We start from the raw sequence: 18778 nt of genomic DNA, 5'->3' as shown, positions 1-18778 counted from the left end.
GATTATAATACTTCATAATTACTTTTTAAAAATTTTCTTAAAATTAACTTCAGCGATAACCATTGCAGATATAATAAGCACACCACCAATTAACATTTCATTAAAAAACTTTTCATTTAAAATTACAATGCCTGCTATTGTAGCAAAAACAGGTTCTAATAAATAAGTTAAAGCTACTTTTTCTTCACCTAAATAACGTTGTCCAACATTTTGTACAGCATACATAAAGGCTGTCGCTGGTAAAGCGGTAAAAAGTACACCACTCCAAAATCCATTGGTCTCTGGAAACCAAATTGTATTGGTATCAAACAAAGCAAAAATAAAACAGCCAATAGCACAGAATAGCATCAATAAAATTACACTTGGCATCGGTTTAACTTCATTAGAAAATCTACCAACTTGTAGCACATAAAAAGCAAACCCAAAAGCACAGGCAATAATCCATAAATCACCCACGTTTAAAGTCAATCCGTCTTTTACAACGATAATGTATAACCCTGTTAAAGCCAATGTACAGGCAATCCAAATCTTAAATGCTACCTTTTTTTTATAAATCAGAAACTTTAAAATAGGAATTAAAAGAACATCTAAACCAGTGATAAAGGCAGCGTTTGAAACGGTTGTATATTTTAATCCTATTGTTTGTAAAATGGTTGCAAACAGTAATGGAGTACCAATAAGAAAACTTATACGAAGGGTATTTTTGGTAATATATTTTAGTTGATTAAAAAAAATAACTGCTAAGCTTACAGCTGCAATTAGAAATTTATAAAACAAGAATACAAAAGGAGATCCTTCTCCCACACTTACTTTAACAAAAGTGAAGGATATTCCCCAAAAAGCAGTACCTAAAATTAACAGTAATAAATAAAAATGTTTCTTTTGCATATATAATAAATTAATGAGTTAGACATTAAATTATTAGAGTACACGATTATGCGCAAAAGAAAAACTAATCTTCCCTATCTTCTTCTCTAATGTTGGAAAATTAGTTTATTGATTCTTATCTGATACAAAGATATGAATCTTTTGCACCCTAACATCATAGAAAATTAATTTCAGATAAAATATTGTTTATGAAGGTATTTGCTGATTTCTAATGGTGTTTTATTTTTTAATCTTATAGATCAACGTTTTTTTAATAAGTAGTAATAATGATTCTCTTACACCTAAAAATTAAACTTCGCTTGCCGATCGTACATAATAATACTTCCGGCTACTGATACATTTAAGCTCAATTCAGATTTAAATTTTACTAAATGATGCGATTTTTCAATCGCTAATTTAGACATTCCATGATCTTCTGCGCCTAATAAATAAACGCAACGTCTAGGATGCTCAAATGTTTCTAATTGTACCGCTTTTTCATCTAATTCTACACCGACTAACATAGCTCCTTTAGGAAGATTATTAAAGAAATCGTCAAAATTTTCGTAATGAAAATAAGGCATTGCACCAGTGGCTTTGTGCGTATCGCAAGCTTGTTTTGCATAGCGATTTCCAATAGTAAAAATAAAACTAGCACCCATGTTTTGAGCAGAACGCCATAATACACCTAAATTTTCAGGCGTTTTTCCATTCTGAATTCCAATGCCGAAAAAACCTTGTTCTAAATTGTTTACCATTACTTTTTAATATTATTCAATTTCATCAACGTTTTTTTAGAAGCATTTTAATGCTCTTTAAATTATTAAAAAAATATTTTATTTCTTAACTCGCTTATTTTGATAGTACTAAAAGATAAAAAAAATATCCATAAATCATATATTATCTTTATTTAGAACAAATAAAAATAACATTGTATGTTTGCAAAATATTTACCAAAAACTAGTGTGTCATTATCAGATTTCATACTGGAAACATGATATTATTAACAGATTAAAAAAATACTTAAAATCAAAAGTAATGAATTATTTTATAAATTCGAAAAGTTCTATAAACCTCACTAAAATAGTATGCTGTATACTGTTTTTATTAAGTTTCCAAGATGGGAAAGCTCAAAATATAAGTGGCAAAATTCATGGAAAAATTGTTAATCAAAGTGGTACTCCTCTTTCTAATGTAACCATTCAAATTAAAGAATTTTCTTTGGGAACTTCATCAGATAATAAAGGTGAATTTATGGTTAAAGTTCCTATTGGTGAGATTACTTTATCTGCTTCATATGTTGGTTATAAAACAGTTAATAAAACCATAACAGTGAACTCAAATAAAATTTCTGAAGTACATTTGATACTTACAAATACATCAGAAAATTTAAATGAAATTTTAATTGAAGCTCATTTAGACAAAGAAAAAGTACCTACAGTTTCTCGTTCTGCTACAAAATCTAAAATTAGTTTAATGAACACGCCTGCGCCTGTAGTTGTTGTAGGTGGTTATTTACTAGATCAACAAGCTAACAATACGATACAACAAAGTATTAGAAATATAAGTGGAGTTACACAAGCGGGTAATAATTATAATATTGGTGATAATTTAGTTATTAGAGGGTTAGGTGCTAATTATGCCTACGATGGTATGTATGGTGGTGGTAGTTTAGGAAATACATTTAATCCTGTTCGTTCGCAAACTAACATAGAAAGAATTGAGGTTTTAAAAGGTCCGTCTGCTGGTCTTTACGGAATGGGCGCTGCAGGTGGAGTGATTAATTTAATAGAAAAAAAACCTTTAGATATAGAACAATATTCTATTGAAACTCGTTTTGGAAAATGGGGCCATTATAGAGTTATGGTCGATTTAACGGGGCCAATTTCAGAGAAATTAAGCTATCGTTTTGTAAGTGCAAGTGAAGTTGAAGAAGGATATAGAGATGTATCATCTGAAAGATTTGAGAATTATGGATCTTTAAAATATGAAACAGATAAACATCAATTTATATTATCTAGTGCATATATAGAAGATGCTGTTCAAATTGATCCAACAGGAAACCCTGTAAGATTAATAAGTACAAGTTTATTAGGGAATCCGGAAGAGGGTGGTTATAATTGGGAAAACTTAGTAAATGATACAGGTTTAGATAGTAGTGGAAACTTTTCTGGTGTACAATTAACTGATGAGCAACGCCAAATTTTAGCAAACTCATTAACCAATACAGATGGTTATGAACCCTTTGATATTGGAGATGCTACATTGGTATCACCTTTGGCAACACCAAATAAAGGAAAAGAATTTAGAGTAAAATTACGTCATGAGTGGAAACCAAGTGAAACTGTTAACATTACAAACCAGGTTTTGTATAGAAATTATAGCTCAGATTATGTTAGGCAAACAGGGGCTTTAAATTATTCTTATTATCAACAAAGTGGTATTATACATAACGATACTCGTTCGCCATTAATTATAGATGATGTAATTTATCCGTATGCGGCAAGACGTCAAGAATATAGAATTGTTGATGCTCAAGAAAAAATGTTTCAATATTTTGGTGATTTTCAAAAAACATGGGGAAAAGGAAATGCTTTAAGAGGAGAGCATTTATTAAGTATTAACTACGAGAATAGAAATATTGATTACAGCCAACATTCTACTTGGGATGCAGATGATAGTAGAGCGACTAATCCTGTGCCATACATTTTAGATATTAGAAACCCTAACTGGGGATCTGGAAGTATTTGGGATTATGACCCAATTTTAAGAAGCCAATACGAAAAAACAGTACAAGGTTATGGGGTCGGTTTTCAAGAAGTTATTTATTACGATAAATTAACAGCTAGAGTTGGTGGAGCTTATTTAGGTACCCAACAAGATTATAGAAATTTGTATGATGATGGACAATTAGTTGATTTTAACGATGCTGGTTTTGCTTATAATTTAGGTTTAAATTATAGAGCTATGGATCAGTTATCTTTATTTGGTAACTATTCTGTTGGTAGAACGGTTTATAGCGTAACATCTTCTTTAGATGGTGATGATCGTCCTGATTCTGAATCTTTGTCAATAGATTTAGGAATGCGTTTTAAGACGAAAGATAACAGTTTATTAGCGTCTCTTGTATTTTTTCAAACAGCAACCACAAATTTACAGTATGCTAATGATGATTATGAAGATGATCCTGCAGCATCAAATTTTAATATTGATGTACCTCAGTATTTTTATGATCAAGAAAATAGAACAAGAGGTGTAGAGTTAGATGTAAATTATGCGGTTAATAATTTCTTATCATTTAATACCAATGCAACATTTCAAGACCCTAAAACAATAGAAGGAGAAGATGTTATTACAGAACAAAGTAAAGGTGTACCAAAAACATATGCTCGTTTTTGGGGACAATACAAGTTCTTGTTAGGTAAACAAAAAAATCCTTTAAGTTTTAACTTAGGTACAAGTTACGAAAGCAAAAGAACTATTGATGGTTATAGTTTAGTAGATGCTCATGTAAATAGCTATGTTCTTTTTGATGGAGCTCTAGCTTATGGAATTGGAAAAAATTGGGATTTAAGATTAAATATTGAAAATATTTTTAATACTAGATATTATGTAAAAGCAATGTTTGCAGGAGCTTTACCAGGAGAAACTAGAAATTTACAACTTACTGCAAAGTATAAGTTTTAAAAAAATACAGTAAAAAATAATTAAAAAGAGCTAAACATTTACGTTTAGCTCTTTTTTACTTTTTAATCAACATTCGTTTAATTTCATTCAATTTCATTAATGCTTCAATTGGTGTTAAAGTATCAATATTTGTGGCTAAAATTTCTTCTTTAATATTTTCTAATAACGGGTCATCTAACTGAAAAAAGCTGAGTTGCATTTCTTCATTCTGATCTTGTTTTAAAACGTCTTTAACTTCGGCATTTTTGTTGTTCTTTTCTAGTTTTTCTAAAATTTTATTCGCTCTATGAATTACCATATTTGGCATTCCAGCAAGTTTGGCAACATGAATACCAAAACTATGATCAGAACCACCAGAAACCAATTTACGCAAGAATATTATGGTGTTTTCTAATTCTTTTACAGACACATTAAAGTTTTTAATGCGCTCAAAAGTAGTGGTCATTTCATTCAACTCATGATAATGCGTAGCAAATAATGTTTTTGCTTTGGTTGGATGTTCGTGTAAGAACTCAGATATGGCCCATGCAATCGAAATTCCGTCATAAGTAGAGGTTCCTCTACCAATTTCATCTAACAAAATTAAACTGCGCTCAGAAACGTTATTTAAGATCGAAGCTGTTTCGTTCATTTCTACCATAAAGGTAGATTCGCCCATAGAAATATTATCACTGGCACCAACTCTGGTAAAAATCTTATCTACAATACCAATTTTTGCATTCTGAGCCGGAACATAACTTCCCATTTGTGCTAATAAAACGATTAATGCAGTCTGACGTAAAATTGCCGATTTACCAGACATATTAGGTCCGGTAATCATAATTATTTGTTGTTGAGTTCTATTCAACACCACATCATTTGCAATATACGCTTGATCTATGGGTAATTGTTTTTCAATAACAGGATGACGACCATTTTTTATTTCCAAATCAGTACTTTCATCCATAAGAGGACGCACATAATTATTGTCAATTGCTAAAACTGAAAAAGAAAGTAAACAATCTATTTTTGCGATAACCTGTGCATTTTCTTGGACTATCTGTACATATTGAATGATGTACTGTAGTAATTTAGAAAATATTTCTTGTTCTATTTTGGCTATTTTTTCTTCAGCACCTAAAATTTTGGTTTCGTATTCTTTTAATTCCTCGGTAATATATCGCTCTGCATTTACCAAGGTTTGTTTACGTATCCATTCTTGTGGAACTTTGTCTTTATGAGAATTTCTAACCTCAATATAATACCCAAATACGTTGTTAAAAGAAATTTTTAAACTTGTAATTCCTGTGCGCTCTGTTTCACGCTTTAGCATGTTATCTAAATACTCTTTACCAGAGTTAGAAATGGCACGTAAATCGTCTAATTCTTGATGAACGCCTGTAGCAATAGCATTTCCTTTATTGATGTTTACCGGAGCTTCATCAAACAAGGTTTCATTAATTTTTTCAATTAAATCGGCACATGTATGTAATTGATTTCCGAGTGCTTTTACTGTATTATTTTTACTTTTTTCTGCGGATGCTTTTATCGGCAAAATGGCCTTTAAAGAATCTTTTAAAAGTACAATTTCTCTTGGTGAAGCTTTACCGGTTGCTACTTTAGAAATTAATCTTTCTAAATCGGATATTTGTTTTAATTGATAAGTTACTGTCTGAGAAAACTCATCAGAATCTATAAAAAACTTTACCAGTTCATGACGATTTTTAATGGCGTCAATATTTTTTAAAGGCAATGCCAACCAACGTTTTAACAATCTTCCACCCATGGGCGAAATTGTTTTATCAATTACATTTAAAAGAGTAACTGCGTTGATAGAATTCGGATTGTATAATTCTAAATTTCGAACCGTAAAACGGTCCATCCAAACATAATTATCTTCAGCAATTCTGCTGATATGCTGAATGTGTTTTAGCTGATTGTGTTGCGTTTCCGACAAGTAATACATCACTGCACCGGCAGCAATAATTCCGTTTTTAACATCTTCAATTCCAAAACCTTTTAAGCTTTTTACTTCAAAATGATTTTGCAACGTTTCATTCGCATATTCTTTTTGAAAAACCCAATCGTCTAAATAAAACGTGTAATATCGGTTTTCAAATAATTCTAAAAATTGTTGTTTGTGTTGTTTCTGAACCAAGACTTCACTCGGACTAAAGTTTTGCAACAATTTATCAATATATTCTGCATTTCCTTGTGCCACCAAATATTCACCAGTAGAAACATCAAGGAAAGAAATTCCGAGTTGTTTTTTATCAAAATGAACTGCCGCTAAAAAGTTGTTTGTTTTGGTTTGTAAAACTTCATCGTTTAAAGAAACTCCGGGTGTAACCAATTCTGTAACCCCACGTTTTACTATGGTTTTGGTCATTTTAGGATCTTCTAACTGATCACAAATAGCAACACGCATTCCAAACTTTACCAACTTTGGTAAATAGGTGTTTAAAGAATGATGTGGAAAACCTGCCAAAGCAGTTTCTGTTTCACTTCCGGCACCACGTTTTGTTAAGGTAATTCCTAAAACATCGGCAGCTTTTTTGGCATCTTCACCAAAAGTTTCGTAAAAATCTCCTACTCTAAAAAGTAACATTGCATCAGGGTATTTATTCTTGATTGCGTTGTATTGTTTCATTAAAGGAGTTACCTTTTTTGCTTTTGATTTTGCCAAGTTTTGGAAATTTTCAGTTAGTTTTGCGAAGATAAAAATTAGTACTCAGTAATCAGTAGCAGTTTACAGTGAACTTATTCACAAGATATGAGAAAATTAAAGAATAACGAGTTAGGAAGAATTACAGTTGATGAATTTAAGACTGTTGAAAAGACGCCAATTATAGTAGTTTTAGACAATATTAGAAGTTTAAATAATATTGGTTCTGTTTTTAGAACAAGTGATGCTTTTTTGATTGAAAAGATCTATTTATGTGGTATTTGTGCTACTCCGCCAAATAAAGATATTCATAAAACAGCCTTAGGAGCAACCGAATCGGTGGCTTGGGAATACGTAGAAGATACTTTGACTTTAGTTGAAAAATTAAAGGCTGAAAATGTAAAAATTCTATCTATTGAACAAGCAGAAAATTCTACAATGCTCGACACTTTTTATCCGACGATAGGAGAGAAGTATGCTATTGTTATGGGGAACGAGGTAAAAGGCGTGCAACAAGAAGTGGTAAATGCGTCTGATTTGTGTATCGAAATTCCGCAATTGGGTACCAAACATTCTTTAAATATTTCTGTAACTACAGGAGTTGTTATTTGGGACTTGTTTGTGAAGTTAAGAAAATAGTTCTTTTTGCTCATACAGTTTGTACTTTCTGATGTCACATATTTGTAGCCGTTTATATTTTTTCTCACACAGTTTGTCCTTTCGAACGGAGAGAGAAATCACATAAGGTTGATCGGGTTAGTGCAGCACTTTTATGAGACTTATCCTTGCGTCGAAATGATAAATTTGGTGTTTAATTTTTAGGTTTTCTTAGCTTTTACTGTTTCAAATTTCAAATGATATTAAAAGGAGTATTCAGTATATAAAAGTTGCTGGCAAACAAGTCTAGCCCAGATTGAAGCGGCATCCTTTTTGCTTTTTCAGCAAAAAGATATAGCGGAAAGCTGGAAATAGCTTCTAAAAAAATTAAAATCCTAAGACTAATTTAGCGATAGAAAAGTAGATTAAAATTCCTAAAATATCGTTACTTGTTGTTATAAATGGTCCTGTGGCCAATGCTGGATCGATACCTTTTTTTGCTAAAATAATAGGAATAAATGTTCCAATAATTGAAGCAATAATAATTACGGAAATTAAGGAAGCTGCTACGGTAATTCCTAAGTCTAGTGGAAATCCTAAAAACAACATTCCGGCAGACATTAATAAGGCAGCCAATACAAAACCGTTTAACAAACCTTGTAATATTTCTTTTAACAACCTTTTAAACAGAGATCCTTTTAAGCTGTCGTTTGCCAAACCTTGCACAATAATTGCAGAAGATTGTACGCCTACATTACCTGCCATTGCAGCAATTAAAGGTGTAAAAAAGAACAGTTCTGGAAAAGTGTTTATTGCATTATCAAAACTACCTAAGACAGAAACAGAAATAAAGCCACCAAAAAGGGCTAAAATTAACCACGGTAAACGGGCTTTTGTAAGTTCCCAAATGGTATCATCTGCTTCTACATCTTGGGAGAAACCAGCTGCCATTTGGTAATCTTTGTCGGCTTCTTCTCTAATAACATCTAAAATATCATCAATGGTAATTCTACCCACTAAAACATTGTTGTCATCTACAACAGGTATGGCCTCTAAATCGTACTTAGCCATTATTTTAGCAACTTCTTCGTCGTTTTGATGTACGTTTACAGCATCTACTTTTGCTTTACAAATGTCTGCTATTTTATGGTCTGATTTGGCAATGATTAAGTCTTTTAAAGACATTCTACCTACCAATTTATCTTCTTTATCTACTACATAAATAGAGTGTACTCTGGTAACATCTTTAGCTTGTCCTCTTATTCTGCGCATGCAGCCGGCAACGGTCCAGGTTTCATAGACCTTTACCAATTCTTTTGCCATTAAAGCACCTGCAGAATTATCATTATAAGACAGTAATTCTTTAATATCTGCTGCATGGTCATCGTCTTCTAAAGCAGACATTACCCTTTTTTGTCTTTCTTCAGACAGTTCTCCAATAATATCGGCAGCATCATCGGTGTCCATTTCTCTAACTTCATCGGCAATTTCTTTTGCAGATAAGTTTTTTAAAATTTTCTCACGAGTATCTTCGTCTAATTCGGTAAGTATTTCTGATGTTTTTTCGCTATCTAAAAGTTTGATAATATAGATAGCTTCATCAAAATTAACTTCGTCTAAAACTTCTGCGATATCGGCAAAATGGACTTCAGAAAATAATGCTGTTATTTCTTTATCATTGTTAGAAATGATAAGTTCTGATAGGTTTTCTAAAGATTCATCAGTGATTTCGAACGTCATTTTCTGCCAATTTTTGCGTAAGTAAAATAAACTCAGAAACAGATAATTGTTCTGGGCGTTTCGCAAAGATAGGGTCTTCTTTTAAGGTATCCGAAATATTGAAAGACTTTAAACTAGAACGAAGCATTTTTCTTCGTTGATTAAAGGCTGTTTTTACAACTCTAAAAAATAATTTTTCGTCTACAGGTAACGAATAATCTTTTTTACGAATTAATCGTATAACACCTGAATCTACCTTTGGAGGTGGATTAAATACCGTTGGCGGAACTGTAAATAGGTATTCTACATCAAAAAAGGCTTGGGTTAACACCGATAAAATTCCGTACACTTTGCTACCTTCTTTTTCTGCAATTCTTTTAGCCACTTCTTTTTGAAACATACCTGCAAATTCTGGTACAAACTCTCTATTTTCAATGGCTTTAAAAACAATTTGGGTAGAAATATTATAAGGGAAATTACCAATAATTGCTACTTGCTTTTTATTGAAAATATCTTGGATTTGATTCTTTAAAAAATCGCCTTCAATTATTTCGAAATGTTCTTTAGAAGTGTCTAATTTAATGTGCTCTAAAGGAAATGTTTCATGCAAATAAGCAACAGATTCTCTGTCTAATTCCATGACAGTTACCTTTGCTTTTTTTGGTAATAAATATTTGGTTAAAACCCCCATTCCAGGACCAATTTCTAAGACATCATCATACCCATTACCTGTTAATGCGTTTGCAATATCTTGTGCAATGGTTTCATCTGTTAAAAAATGCTGACCTAAATGTTTTTTTGCTTTTACACTCATAATTTATCGGGTTTTTTAATGCCTCCAAGACCTATTATTGTTAAACCAAAACCTAGTCCACAAAACACTCCAGAAATTGTTTCTCCAGGTTCTTTGCCCCATTGTAAGTAGGCAAGTAGAGCTCCTATTAAAATTAGCGAAATACCAATTAAAGGAACTTTCTTTCTGTGTATGTAGAGAAAGTTTTTCATGTTTAATTATTAGTTGATCACATTTGTAGGATAAAATTCTTTTATCAATTTTAATTCTGTTCTAAAAGCTAACATTTTATCTCCAAATTTTTGAAGACTTTTCTGTTGCAATGTTTCTGCCTCGTGTTTATAATAATCGTCTAAATCTTCTCTAGTATTTGCTGTATATTGTATAGAATAAGTTCTACCACCCATTTCTTCTTCTACCAAAACTTCAGTTAGTTTTGCTGCAGTAAATCTACCCGTATTTAAGACTTTTAAAATATGAGTTTCCATAAATGTAAGCCATTCTTTATGAACGGTTTCATCTATATTTATAGTTACGTTGTATATGTACATTATGATTAGTAATTGTAATTTTGTATAAATGTTTTATTGATAAAATTAGAGTGTTATATTTTATCTCCTCTTAATTTTCGATATTTTTTTCTAGCATCTACTAGATAAATACTAGAAGAATAGTCAAAAATAATCTTTTGATAGTATTCTGAAGCTTTTTCTGGATTGTTTAATTGATTATTATACAATTCTGCCATTTCATAATACACATCATCTGCATAAATACCTTGATTATCGGCTGCAATAATTTTTGAAAAACTTACAATAGCGTCGTCATATTTTTTTTGTTTGATGAACAACTTTGCTTCAAAAAATAAAACATCATCGTATATAACTTCTCCAAGATTTAATCCGTTTTCAAAAACGATTTTAGGGGTAAATAAACTGTGTAATTCCGTTAATGCTTCCTCATTTTTATTTTGATAAGAGAGCAGTTCTGCTTTTGCCAATTGTTTTAATCCAGACGGAATAGAGTCTACCGGTTCATTATCTGTAATTTTTAAAAACAACTCTAGAGCATCATTCGCAATTAATTGTGTTGTAGAGCCTTTTAATACTTTTAACTGTGCTTTTGCCCATGTAAAATCTGCTTTATAATAACTTGTTTGCGCTACTTTAAAACGGGCTTGTTGTGCTAATTCGTGGTTTTTAAGTTGTGTTTGAATTTGAGAAAAATAGATCAATGCTTTGTTGTAATTTTCTGTAAAGACCAAAATATCCCCTAATTTTAGTTTTATTCTTGCTTTGTCGAATCGAGAACGAGAATAGTTTAAGGCTTCTTCTAAAACAGTTTTAGCCTCGTTTGGTTGGTCTTTTTTAAAAGTTAAAAAATCAGCATATTCTACTTGTAATTTTATGGTTGATGCATTTTTACCGTACTGATTAAAAAGAGATAGAAACATTTTTTCTACTTCAGGATTATCTGTTGCAACAGCTATTTTAGCGAGGTAAAAAGACGCATCAATTTTTTCTATTTGTAAAGTTTTTTGTTGGGTAATAAAATAAAAACATTCTTTAGCTGTGATATAATCTTTGTTTTCAAAAGCTATTTTTCCTAAATCAAAAATAGAATTTAAATCAGCAGGGTTTCTTTTGTACAAAGCTTTTTCTTGCGTAAGGGCTTTATTATAATCTTTCTGTTGTGTAAAAAGCCAACTTAATAATAGATTCCAAACATCTTTTGGATTGCTTGCAGATTTTTTTAAAAGTGTTTTTCTAAATAAAATATTAGCTTCGTTTTCTGCGTCATCTGTAATATAACTACTCGTATATCTTTTTACTAAATCGTAATTTTCAATGTTTTTATCAACTAGATTAAAGTAAGCTTCAAACATTTTCTTTAAGTCACCTTTTTCTCCATAAATTTGAGCAATTCTAAAGTTATAATCTGCTTTTTTATTTTTAGCCATTGTTTTTTCATACGCTAAAATTGCATGATTTAAAAGATTGTAATCTTTAAAAAGCCTACCAATAAACCCGCCATAAAAACTATTTGTATCAATAGAGTTTAAAGCAATAGCGTAATTTTTTTCTGCCAACTCTTGTAATTCTTGTCTTTGGTAGTTATATCCTAAATGCACATAAAAAAAAGCTTGTTTAGGGTCTTTGTCAAGTGCGGTTTTTAATAGTTTTTCTACTTCATTAAATTTATTGGTTTCTTGATAACAAGAAATCAATCTACTTAAATAAGTAGTATTAAAAAGGTTCTTAGCATATAAGTTTTTAAAGATTTGAGTCGCTTTTTCATATTCTCCTTCTCTATAGTAATCTTCCGCCAAATAATAATCACTTTGAGAAAAGCTAACGCTAGTTATAGTAATAAAAATAAGTAAAAACAGTTGTTTCATCAATTTCAAAGATAAGTAAGAAATATGTTAAATTTTTATTAAAGACGTCTATTATAAGGTGTTCTTTGTAATAATTTGGCACGAAACTTGTCTATAGAGAATATAACCAATCAAATTTTAAGAAGATGAATACATTTAAAAAACAATACGAAACAGCAAAAAACAATTCTATAGAGTTTATGAAAAACGGACAAATTAGTGCGTATTTAAACTCACTTTTAGAAATGAATAAATACAAAAGATTAATGGTTGCTGTAGTTGCAAACTAGTCTACCGTTTTTCAGTTTTCAGTACTCAGTCAAATATTGACTGAATACTGCTAACTAAAATTAGTTTACAATTAGTAGTTGCAGTAAACAGTACTCAATTGTATAAAAAAATATTATACAAACAAGCTAACTGCTTACTGCCAACTGAATACTGCTTACTAATTTATTAATCTATAATATCGAACCCACAATAAGGTACTAAAGCATCTGGTATTTTAATTCCGTCTGCTGTTTGATAGTTTTCTAAAATACCCGCTAAAACACGAGGTAAAGCCAAAGAACTACCATTTAAGGTGTGTGCCAATTCGCTTTTTCCTTCTTTATTTTTAAAACGTAGTTTTAATCTATTTGCCTGAAAAGCCTCAAAGTTAGATGCAGAACTAATTTCTAACCAACGGTCTTGTGCTGTAGAAAATACTTCAAAATCGAATGTTAAAGCAGCCGTAAAACCAGTATCTCCACCACATAAACGTAATATTCTATAAGGTAATTTTAACTCTCTTAAAATATCTTTAATATGTTCTACCATACCATTTAAGGCTTGGTAAGAATTATCTGGATGCTCAATACGTACAATCTCAACTTTATCAAACTGATGCAATCTGTTTAAACCTCTTACATGCGCACCATAACTTCCAGCTTCACGTCTAAAACAAGGCGTATAACCAGTTACTGTAATAGGAAATTCAGCTTCTTGCATTAAATTACCACGAAACATATTGGTAATAGGAATTTCTGCAGTAGGAATTAAATATAAATCATCTACTGTAGAATGATACATTTGTCCGTCTTTATCTGGCAATTGCCCCGTTGCAGTTGCAGATTCCGTATTTACCAAATGTGGCACTTGTACTTCTGTATAACCTGCTTTCGTATTTTTATCTAAAAAATAGTTGATTAAAGCACGTTGTAATCTTGCACCTTTTCCTTTATAAACCGGAAAACCGGCACCTGTAATTTTATTTCCTAATTCGAAATCTATAATATCGTATTTCTTAGCTAATTCCCAATGAGGCAAAGCATTTTCTCCTAAATCCGGAATGGTTCCTTCACTAAAAATGTTCTCATTATCTTCTTCAGATGTTCCTGCTTTTACAGAAGCATGCGGAATATTCGGAATTTGGTATAATAACGTTTGCAACTCTTCTGCAAAAGCATTAAAATTTTCACCAAGCTCTTTAGATCTATCTTTTAATTGAACTGTTTTTTCCTTTAAAAGATTTGCTTTTTGTACTTCTCCAGATTTAAAAAAACCACCAATTTCTTTAGATAATTTATTAGATTCTGCCAAAGTATTATCTAATTCAACCTGAGTAGATCTTCTATTCTCATCTGCAGTTAAAACTTGTTCAATAATCGTTGCTGCATTAGCAAAATTACGTTTAGCTAAACCCGCTAAAACCGTTTCTTTGTTGTCTCTAATAAACTGTACTTGTAACATTTTTGTAGAATTTTTGTAAATGCAAAGATATAATTTGTGAAATGGTTTTACACTAAATTATAAATAAAAGTATGTTGTAAAATTCTAACCAAATAGGCACAAAGAAATCATAGAAAATAGATGTTTTCCAATGTCTTTTGGGCGTTACCACAAGGGGCAGGCTTTCGCACTCGCTTTTTTTGTTAAAAGAACAAAAAAGAGCTCAAACAATTGCGCTATCCTTAACGCGTAGTGAATACTAGAAAAAGAAAAGTCTTTAATAAGAATGTTACTTCGAAGTATTTAAAAGCACCATAATAATGAAAACATAAAAGTAAACACCCAACTTGTCATTTCGACGCAAGGAGAAATCCCATAACAAAGAAAACACATTGTAGAGCAACTTTATGCAATTTCTCTCAAAAGGTTAAAAAGACATACTGATTGGAAATAAGACTATTCGCTAAAAAAAAACACAACAAATGTCACTTCGAATGCAATGAGAAGTCACATAACAGTGATAACAAAAGAGATGTAATGTTCCTTAAAAAGGTAGTATTAACATAACCTATGTAAAAAAACTTAAAGCTTGTTTTTAATATAATCCCTTGCAGTTTGTTCATCCTTTTTAATCTGAACAACTAATGCGTCAATAGAACTAAATTTTTCTTCATCACGTAAAAAATAAAGCAATTCTATTGTTAAATATTGGTTGTATAAATTTTGGTTGAAGTCAAAAAAATGAACCTCAATAGTTTGGTAAGTTCCATCTACGGTTGGTCTGCTGCCAATATTCATCATTCCGAAAACAGTTTTATTGTCAATCCTAGATTTTACAACATAAACGCCCGTTTTAGGAATCAGTTTATAAGATTCTTTTACATCAATATTTGCCGTAGGATAGCCAATTTTTCCACCTAATTGTTTTCCGTTTACTACTGTACCACTTAACATAAAATTGTAGCCTAAATAATTGTTGGCAGTTTTTAGGTTTCCGGTTGCCAAAGCACGTCTTACTTTTGTAGAACTTACAGAAACATCATCGATATCTTGTGCCGGAATTTCTTCTACCACAAAATCGTATAAATGGCTATATTCTGTTAATTGAACAATATTTCCTTCTCTATTTTTACCAAAATGATGATCGTAACCAATAATTAATTTCGAAATATTCAATTGATTAACCAAAACCTCACGCACAAATTCAAGAGCTGTCATTCTAGAAAATTCTTTGCTAAAAGGATGAATAATTAAGTAATCTAAACCTGTTTTTTTAAGCAATTCGGCACGTTCTTCAATTGTATTAATCAACTCTATAGTGGCGTCTTTTTGCAAGACCATTCTAGGGTGCGGAAAAAAGGTAAGTAAAACAGATTTTCTATTTGCTTTTTTAGCCTCTAAAACCAGCTTATCAATAATTTTTTGATGCCCAAAATGTACCCCATCAAAAGTACCAATGGTTACATATGTTTTTTCTGAAGTAGAAAAATTAGAAATATTCTGAATTGTATTCAATCAAAAAGATAATTAAGGATAATACAAATGTACAATAACTAAGTGTTTCTGCTAATAGTAAAAAGAGTAGTTTTTTTGAACTTTCTATTTGATAATATAATTGCAATTTATTGCTATAATCTTAAAATAGCGACCTATTTATTATATTATTCAAAAAATATTGTATTTTGCATTTAACTAACAAATAATTCAAATTATGATAAAAAAATTTATACTTCTTGCGTTTATAGCTTTTAGTAGTGTAGCCATGGTTGGTCAAACCACGGTTACAGGTACTGTTACAGACGCTAAAACAGGAGAAACAATTCCCGGAGCAAATATTAAAATTGCTAGAAAAGCGGTAGGTACAACTACAGATTTTGATGGTCAATTTGTATTTAATGTTTCAGACAATCCTCCCTTTACTTTAGAAATTTCTGTTTTAGGATTTCATTTAGAAAAAGTTGAGATTACAAAAAACAACCAAAAAGTAATCGTTAATTTAATAGAAAATGAAACTTCTTTAGATGAAATTGTAGTTTCTGCATCTAGAACGCCAGAACGTGTTATGGAATCTCCGGTTACAATAGAAAGAATGGATAGTAGAGCTATTAAAAATACTTCTTCCCCTTCTTTTTATGACGGATTAGAAAACTTAAAAGGAGTAGATGTAAATACCAACAGTTTAACTTTTAAATCTGTAAATACACGTGGTTTTGCAACTTTTTCTAATACACGTTTTATGCAATTGGTAGATGGTATGGACAATTCTTCGCCTGCATTAAATTTTGCTTTGGGTAATTTACTTGGGATGTCTGAACTAGATGTAAAAACAGTAGAATTATTACCAGGAGCTTCCTCTGCATTATATGGTGCAAATGCATTTAATGGTATTATGTTTATGACTAGTAAAAGCCCTTTTGAAGATCAAGGAATTAGTGTTTCTTTAAAAGGAGGTGTTACAAGTCAAGAAGCAGCAGGAAATAATGAGTTTTATGATTTTAATATTAGAATGGCGTATGCTTTTTCTAATAAGTTTGCTGCAAAAGCAACATTATCCTATTTAGAAGGAGAAGATTGGCATGCAACAGATTATAGAAATACAGATGGTGATGAATACATATCAGGAGATAGATCAGATCCAAATTATAATGGTGTTAATGTTTATGGAGATGTAGCCTCTAATGATTTTGGGGGAGCTATAGGAAAAGTAAGTAGAACAGGTTATAATGAAAACGATTTGATGGACTATGGCGTTAAAAGCGTAAAGTTTGGTAGTTCATTAAATTATAGACCATTTGGTGATGATCGTTTAGAAGTGATATGGAATACTAAAGTAGGCGTTGGAACTACTCAATATTTAGGTGGTCAAAAATATAGCATTAAAAACTTTTTGTTGGAACAACATAAATTAGAATTTAAAGGGAAAAACTTTTTTGTTCGTGGTTATGTAACAAGTGAAGATGCTGGAGATTCTTACAATACCTTATTTGCAGGTTTAAATATTAATAGGTCTTGGAGTTCAGACCAAAATTGGTTTACAGAATATGCTGGAGCCTATTTAGGAAGCGTACCAGGTGTTACTGCTAGTTCTCATGAAGCTGCAAGAGCATTTGCCGATAGAAATCGTTTTTTACCTGGTTCTGCAGAGTTTAACAATGCTTTTAATGAAGTAACTAGTAATCCTGATTTAATTTCTGGTGCAAAGTTTAGAGATCAAACAAAATTATATCATGCAGATGCAAATTACAATTTTCAAGATGTTATAGATTTTGCAGAAATTCAAGTAGGTGGTTCTTACAGAAGGTATTCTTTAAATTCTTTTGGAAATATATTTACAGATACAGACGGGCCTATTAAGTATGATGAATATGGTGTTTATACACAAGCTCAAAAGAAATTTTTAGAAGAAGATCGTTTAAAGGTAACGGCTTCAATTCGTTATGATAAAGCACAAAATTTTGATGGTAACTTTTCTCCAAGAGTTTCATTTGCATACGCCGGTGGTGAAAATAAAAATCAAAACTTTAGAGCTTCTTTTCAAACAGGATTTAGAAATCCAACAACGCAAGATCAATATATTGGTTTAGACGTTGGTAACGCAATTTTAGTAGGTGGTGTAGAAGATAATATAGATAGATATACCACAACTTTTACAGATGCTGCAGGTGTAAATTATAGGTTAACAGGTAGAGATGCTTATGAAAACTCTTATACTGTTGCAAGTGGTGGAACTGTAAAAGCAGAGGTAGACTTTGTTAAACCAGAAAAAGTAACCGCTTTTGAAGTAGGGTATAGAGGTCTTATTCCAGTTAATGAAAGTAACCTTACTGTAGATTTAAGTTTGTATTATAATCAATATGAGGATTTTATAGCCAATAAAAATGTAATTGTACCTTACAATGCTGCCGGCGGATTTAAGGTTTTTCAATTGTATACTAATTCTGATGCAGATATTAATTCTTATGGAGCAACCATTGGTTTAAATACCAAAATTTTAAAAGGTTTTAATCTTGGTCTTAATTATACTTATGCAAAATTTGATTTTGATCAAGCTTCAGATCCAGATTTTGAAGCTGGTTTTAATACACCAGAACATAAAGTAAAATTACAATTTGGTAAAACAGACTTATTTAAAAACTTTGGTTTTAATGTTAATGCAAGATGGCAAGATGAATATAGATGGGAATCTTCTTTCTTAGATGGTACAATGAAAGCGAGAACCGTTTTAGATGCTCAAGTTAATTATAGTGTTCCTTCAATGAAATCTGTATTTAAATTAGGTGGAGCAAATTTAACAGGTCAAGAATATTTAGGTGCTACCGGTGTAGGAGCAATAGGTTCTCAATACTATATTTCTTGGACAATTAATAACTAAAATAAAATACTT

14 protein-coding genes are annotated in these 18778 nt (G+C 31.1%); 4 read left to right on the top strand and 10 right to left on the bottom strand.

Going from position 1 to position 18778, the window contains the following annotated elements; genetic code table 11:
• Positions 1-18: 18 nt before the first annotated feature.
• Complete coding sequence (locus H0I29_RS06645) at positions 19-888, bottom strand: DMT family transporter (RefSeq protein WP_218754844.1); 870 nt, start codon at positions 886-888, stop codon at positions 19-21.
• Positions 889-1169: 281 nt separating this feature from the next.
• The gene (locus H0I29_RS06640) at positions 1170-1625 is read right to left on the bottom strand and encodes an RNA methyltransferase (RefSeq protein WP_218754843.1); all 456 of its coding nucleotides are present in this window, start codon (positions 1623-1625) and stop codon (positions 1170-1172) included.
• 280 nt (positions 1626-1905) lie between these two features.
• Between H0I29_RS06640 and H0I29_RS06635 the strand changes: the two genes are divergently transcribed.
• Positions 1906-4554 (top strand): TonB-dependent receptor, encoded by a 2649-nt coding sequence (locus tag H0I29_RS06635; protein WP_218754842.1) that lies wholly within the window; start codon positions 1906-1908, stop codon positions 4552-4554.
• A 55-nt stretch (positions 4555-4609) separates the two neighbouring features.
• Here H0I29_RS06635 and mutS read toward each other — a convergent pair whose 3' ends face one another.
• Positions 4610-7219, bottom strand: a complete 2610-nt coding sequence (gene mutS / locus H0I29_RS06630; protein ID WP_218754841.1) for a DNA mismatch repair protein MutS — start codon at positions 7217-7219, stop codon at positions 4610-4612.
• An 87-nt stretch (positions 7220-7306) separates the two neighbouring features.
• On the opposite strand from mutS, the gene H0I29_RS06625 reads away from it, so the two are divergent.
• Entirely contained in the window at positions 7307-7837 is a 531-nt protein-coding gene (locus H0I29_RS06625; RefSeq protein ID WP_218754840.1) for an RNA methyltransferase, read from the top strand.
• A 345-nt stretch (positions 7838-8182) separates the two neighbouring features.
• Here H0I29_RS06625 and mgtE read toward each other — a convergent pair whose 3' ends face one another.
• The 5 genes from mgtE to H0I29_RS06600 are packed head-to-tail and all read right to left on the bottom strand — an operon-like array spanning position 8183 to position 12705.
• On the bottom strand, positions 8183-9535 hold the full coding sequence (gene mgtE / locus H0I29_RS06620) for a magnesium transporter (RefSeq protein WP_218732045.1): 1353 nt from the start codon (positions 9533-9535) through the stop codon (positions 8183-8185).
• Entirely contained in the window at positions 9516-10328 is an 813-nt protein-coding gene (gene rsmA / locus H0I29_RS06615; RefSeq protein WP_218732044.1) for a 16S rRNA (adenine(1518)-N(6)/adenine(1519)-N(6))-dimethyltransferase RsmA, read from the bottom strand. The genes mgtE and rsmA overlap by 20 nt, the downstream gene beginning before the upstream one ends.
• A complete protein-coding gene (locus tag H0I29_RS06610; RefSeq protein ID WP_218732043.1) occupies positions 10325-10519 on the bottom strand; it encodes a hypothetical protein in 195 nt (64 codons plus the stop codon). Before H0I29_RS06610 ends, rsmA begins: the two co-directional genes overlap by 4 nt.
• 9 nt (positions 10520-10528) lie before the next feature.
• A complete protein-coding gene (locus H0I29_RS06605) occupies positions 10529-10858 on the bottom strand; it encodes a DUF4286 family protein (RefSeq protein ID WP_218732042.1) in 330 nt (109 codons plus the stop codon).
• A 53-nt stretch (positions 10859-10911) separates the two neighbouring features.
• The gene (locus H0I29_RS06600) at positions 10912-12705 is read right to left on the bottom strand and encodes a tetratricopeptide repeat protein (RefSeq protein ID WP_218754839.1); all 1794 of its coding nucleotides are present in this window, start codon (positions 12703-12705) and stop codon (positions 10912-10914) included.
• A 125-nt stretch (positions 12706-12830) separates the two neighbouring features.
• Here H0I29_RS06600 and H0I29_RS06595 point away from each other — a divergent pair, with 125 nt between their 5' ends.
• Entirely contained in the window at positions 12831-12974 is a 144-nt protein-coding gene (locus H0I29_RS06595; protein ID WP_165731424.1) for a hypothetical protein, read from the top strand.
• 166 nt (positions 12975-13140) lie between these two features.
• Here H0I29_RS06595 and serS read toward each other — a convergent pair whose 3' ends face one another.
• A complete protein-coding gene (gene serS / locus H0I29_RS06590; RefSeq protein WP_218754838.1) occupies positions 13141-14415 on the bottom strand; it encodes a serine--tRNA ligase in 1275 nt (424 codons plus the stop codon).
• Positions 14416-14976: 561 nt separating this feature from the next.
• Positions 14977-15909 (bottom strand): bifunctional riboflavin kinase/FAD synthetase, encoded by a 933-nt coding sequence (locus H0I29_RS06585; protein ID WP_218754837.1) that lies wholly within the window; start codon positions 15907-15909, stop codon positions 14977-14979.
• 196 nt (positions 15910-16105) lie between these two features.
• On the opposite strand from H0I29_RS06585, the gene H0I29_RS06580 reads away from it, so the two are divergent.
• Positions 16106-18766, top strand: coding sequence for a TonB-dependent receptor (locus tag H0I29_RS06580; protein ID WP_218754836.1), 2661 nt, complete (start codon positions 16106-16108; stop codon positions 18764-18766).
• Positions 18767-18778 lie beyond the last annotated feature (12 nt).

Source organism: Polaribacter sp. R2A056_3_33 (genome assembly GCF_019278485.1).
In the GTDB taxonomy this organism is placed as follows: Bacteria; Bacteroidota; Bacteroidia; order Flavobacteriales; family Flavobacteriaceae; genus Polaribacter.
This window is presented reverse-complemented; position numbering and strand designations above follow the sequence as displayed.

Coding starts and splice junctions, on each gene's coding strand:
- H0I29_RS06645 (WP_218754844.1), bottom strand. CDS start 888: ATGCAAAAGAAACATTTTTATTTATTACTGTTAATTTTAGGTACTGCT.
- H0I29_RS06640 (WP_218754843.1), bottom strand. CDS start 1,625: ATGGTAAACAATTTAGAACAAGGTTTTTTCGGCATTGGAATTCAGAAT.
- H0I29_RS06635 (WP_218754842.1), top strand. CDS start 1,906: ATGAATTATTTTATAAATTCGAAAAGTTCTATAAACCTCACTAAAATA.
- H0I29_RS06625 (WP_218754840.1), top strand. CDS start 7,307: ATGAGAAAATTAAAGAATAACGAGTTAGGAAGAATTACAGTTGATGAA.
- mgtE (WP_218732045.1), bottom strand. CDS start 9,535: ATGACGTTCGAAATCACTGATGAATCTTTAGAAAACCTATCAGAACTT.
- rsmA (WP_218732044.1), bottom strand. CDS start 10,328: ATGAGTGTAAAAGCAAAAAAACATTTAGGTCAGCATTTTTTAACAGAT.
- H0I29_RS06610 (WP_218732043.1), bottom strand. CDS start 10,519: ATGAAAAACTTTCTCTACATACACAGAAAGAAAGTTCCTTTAATTGGT.
- H0I29_RS06605 (WP_218732042.1), bottom strand. CDS start 10,858: ATGTACATATACAACGTAACTATAAATATAGATGAAACCGTTCATAAA.
- H0I29_RS06600 (WP_218754839.1), bottom strand. CDS start 12,705: ATGAAACAACTGTTTTTACTTATTTTTATTACTATAACTAGCGTTAGC.
- H0I29_RS06595 (WP_165731424.1), top strand. CDS start 12,831: ATGAATACATTTAAAAAACAATACGAAACAGCAAAAAACAATTCTATA.
- serS (WP_218754838.1), bottom strand. CDS start 14,415: ATGTTACAAGTACAGTTTATTAGAGACAACAAAGAAACGGTTTTAGCG.
- H0I29_RS06580 (WP_218754836.1), top strand. CDS start 16,106: ATGATAAAAAAATTTATACTTCTTGCGTTTATAGCTTTTAGTAGTGTA.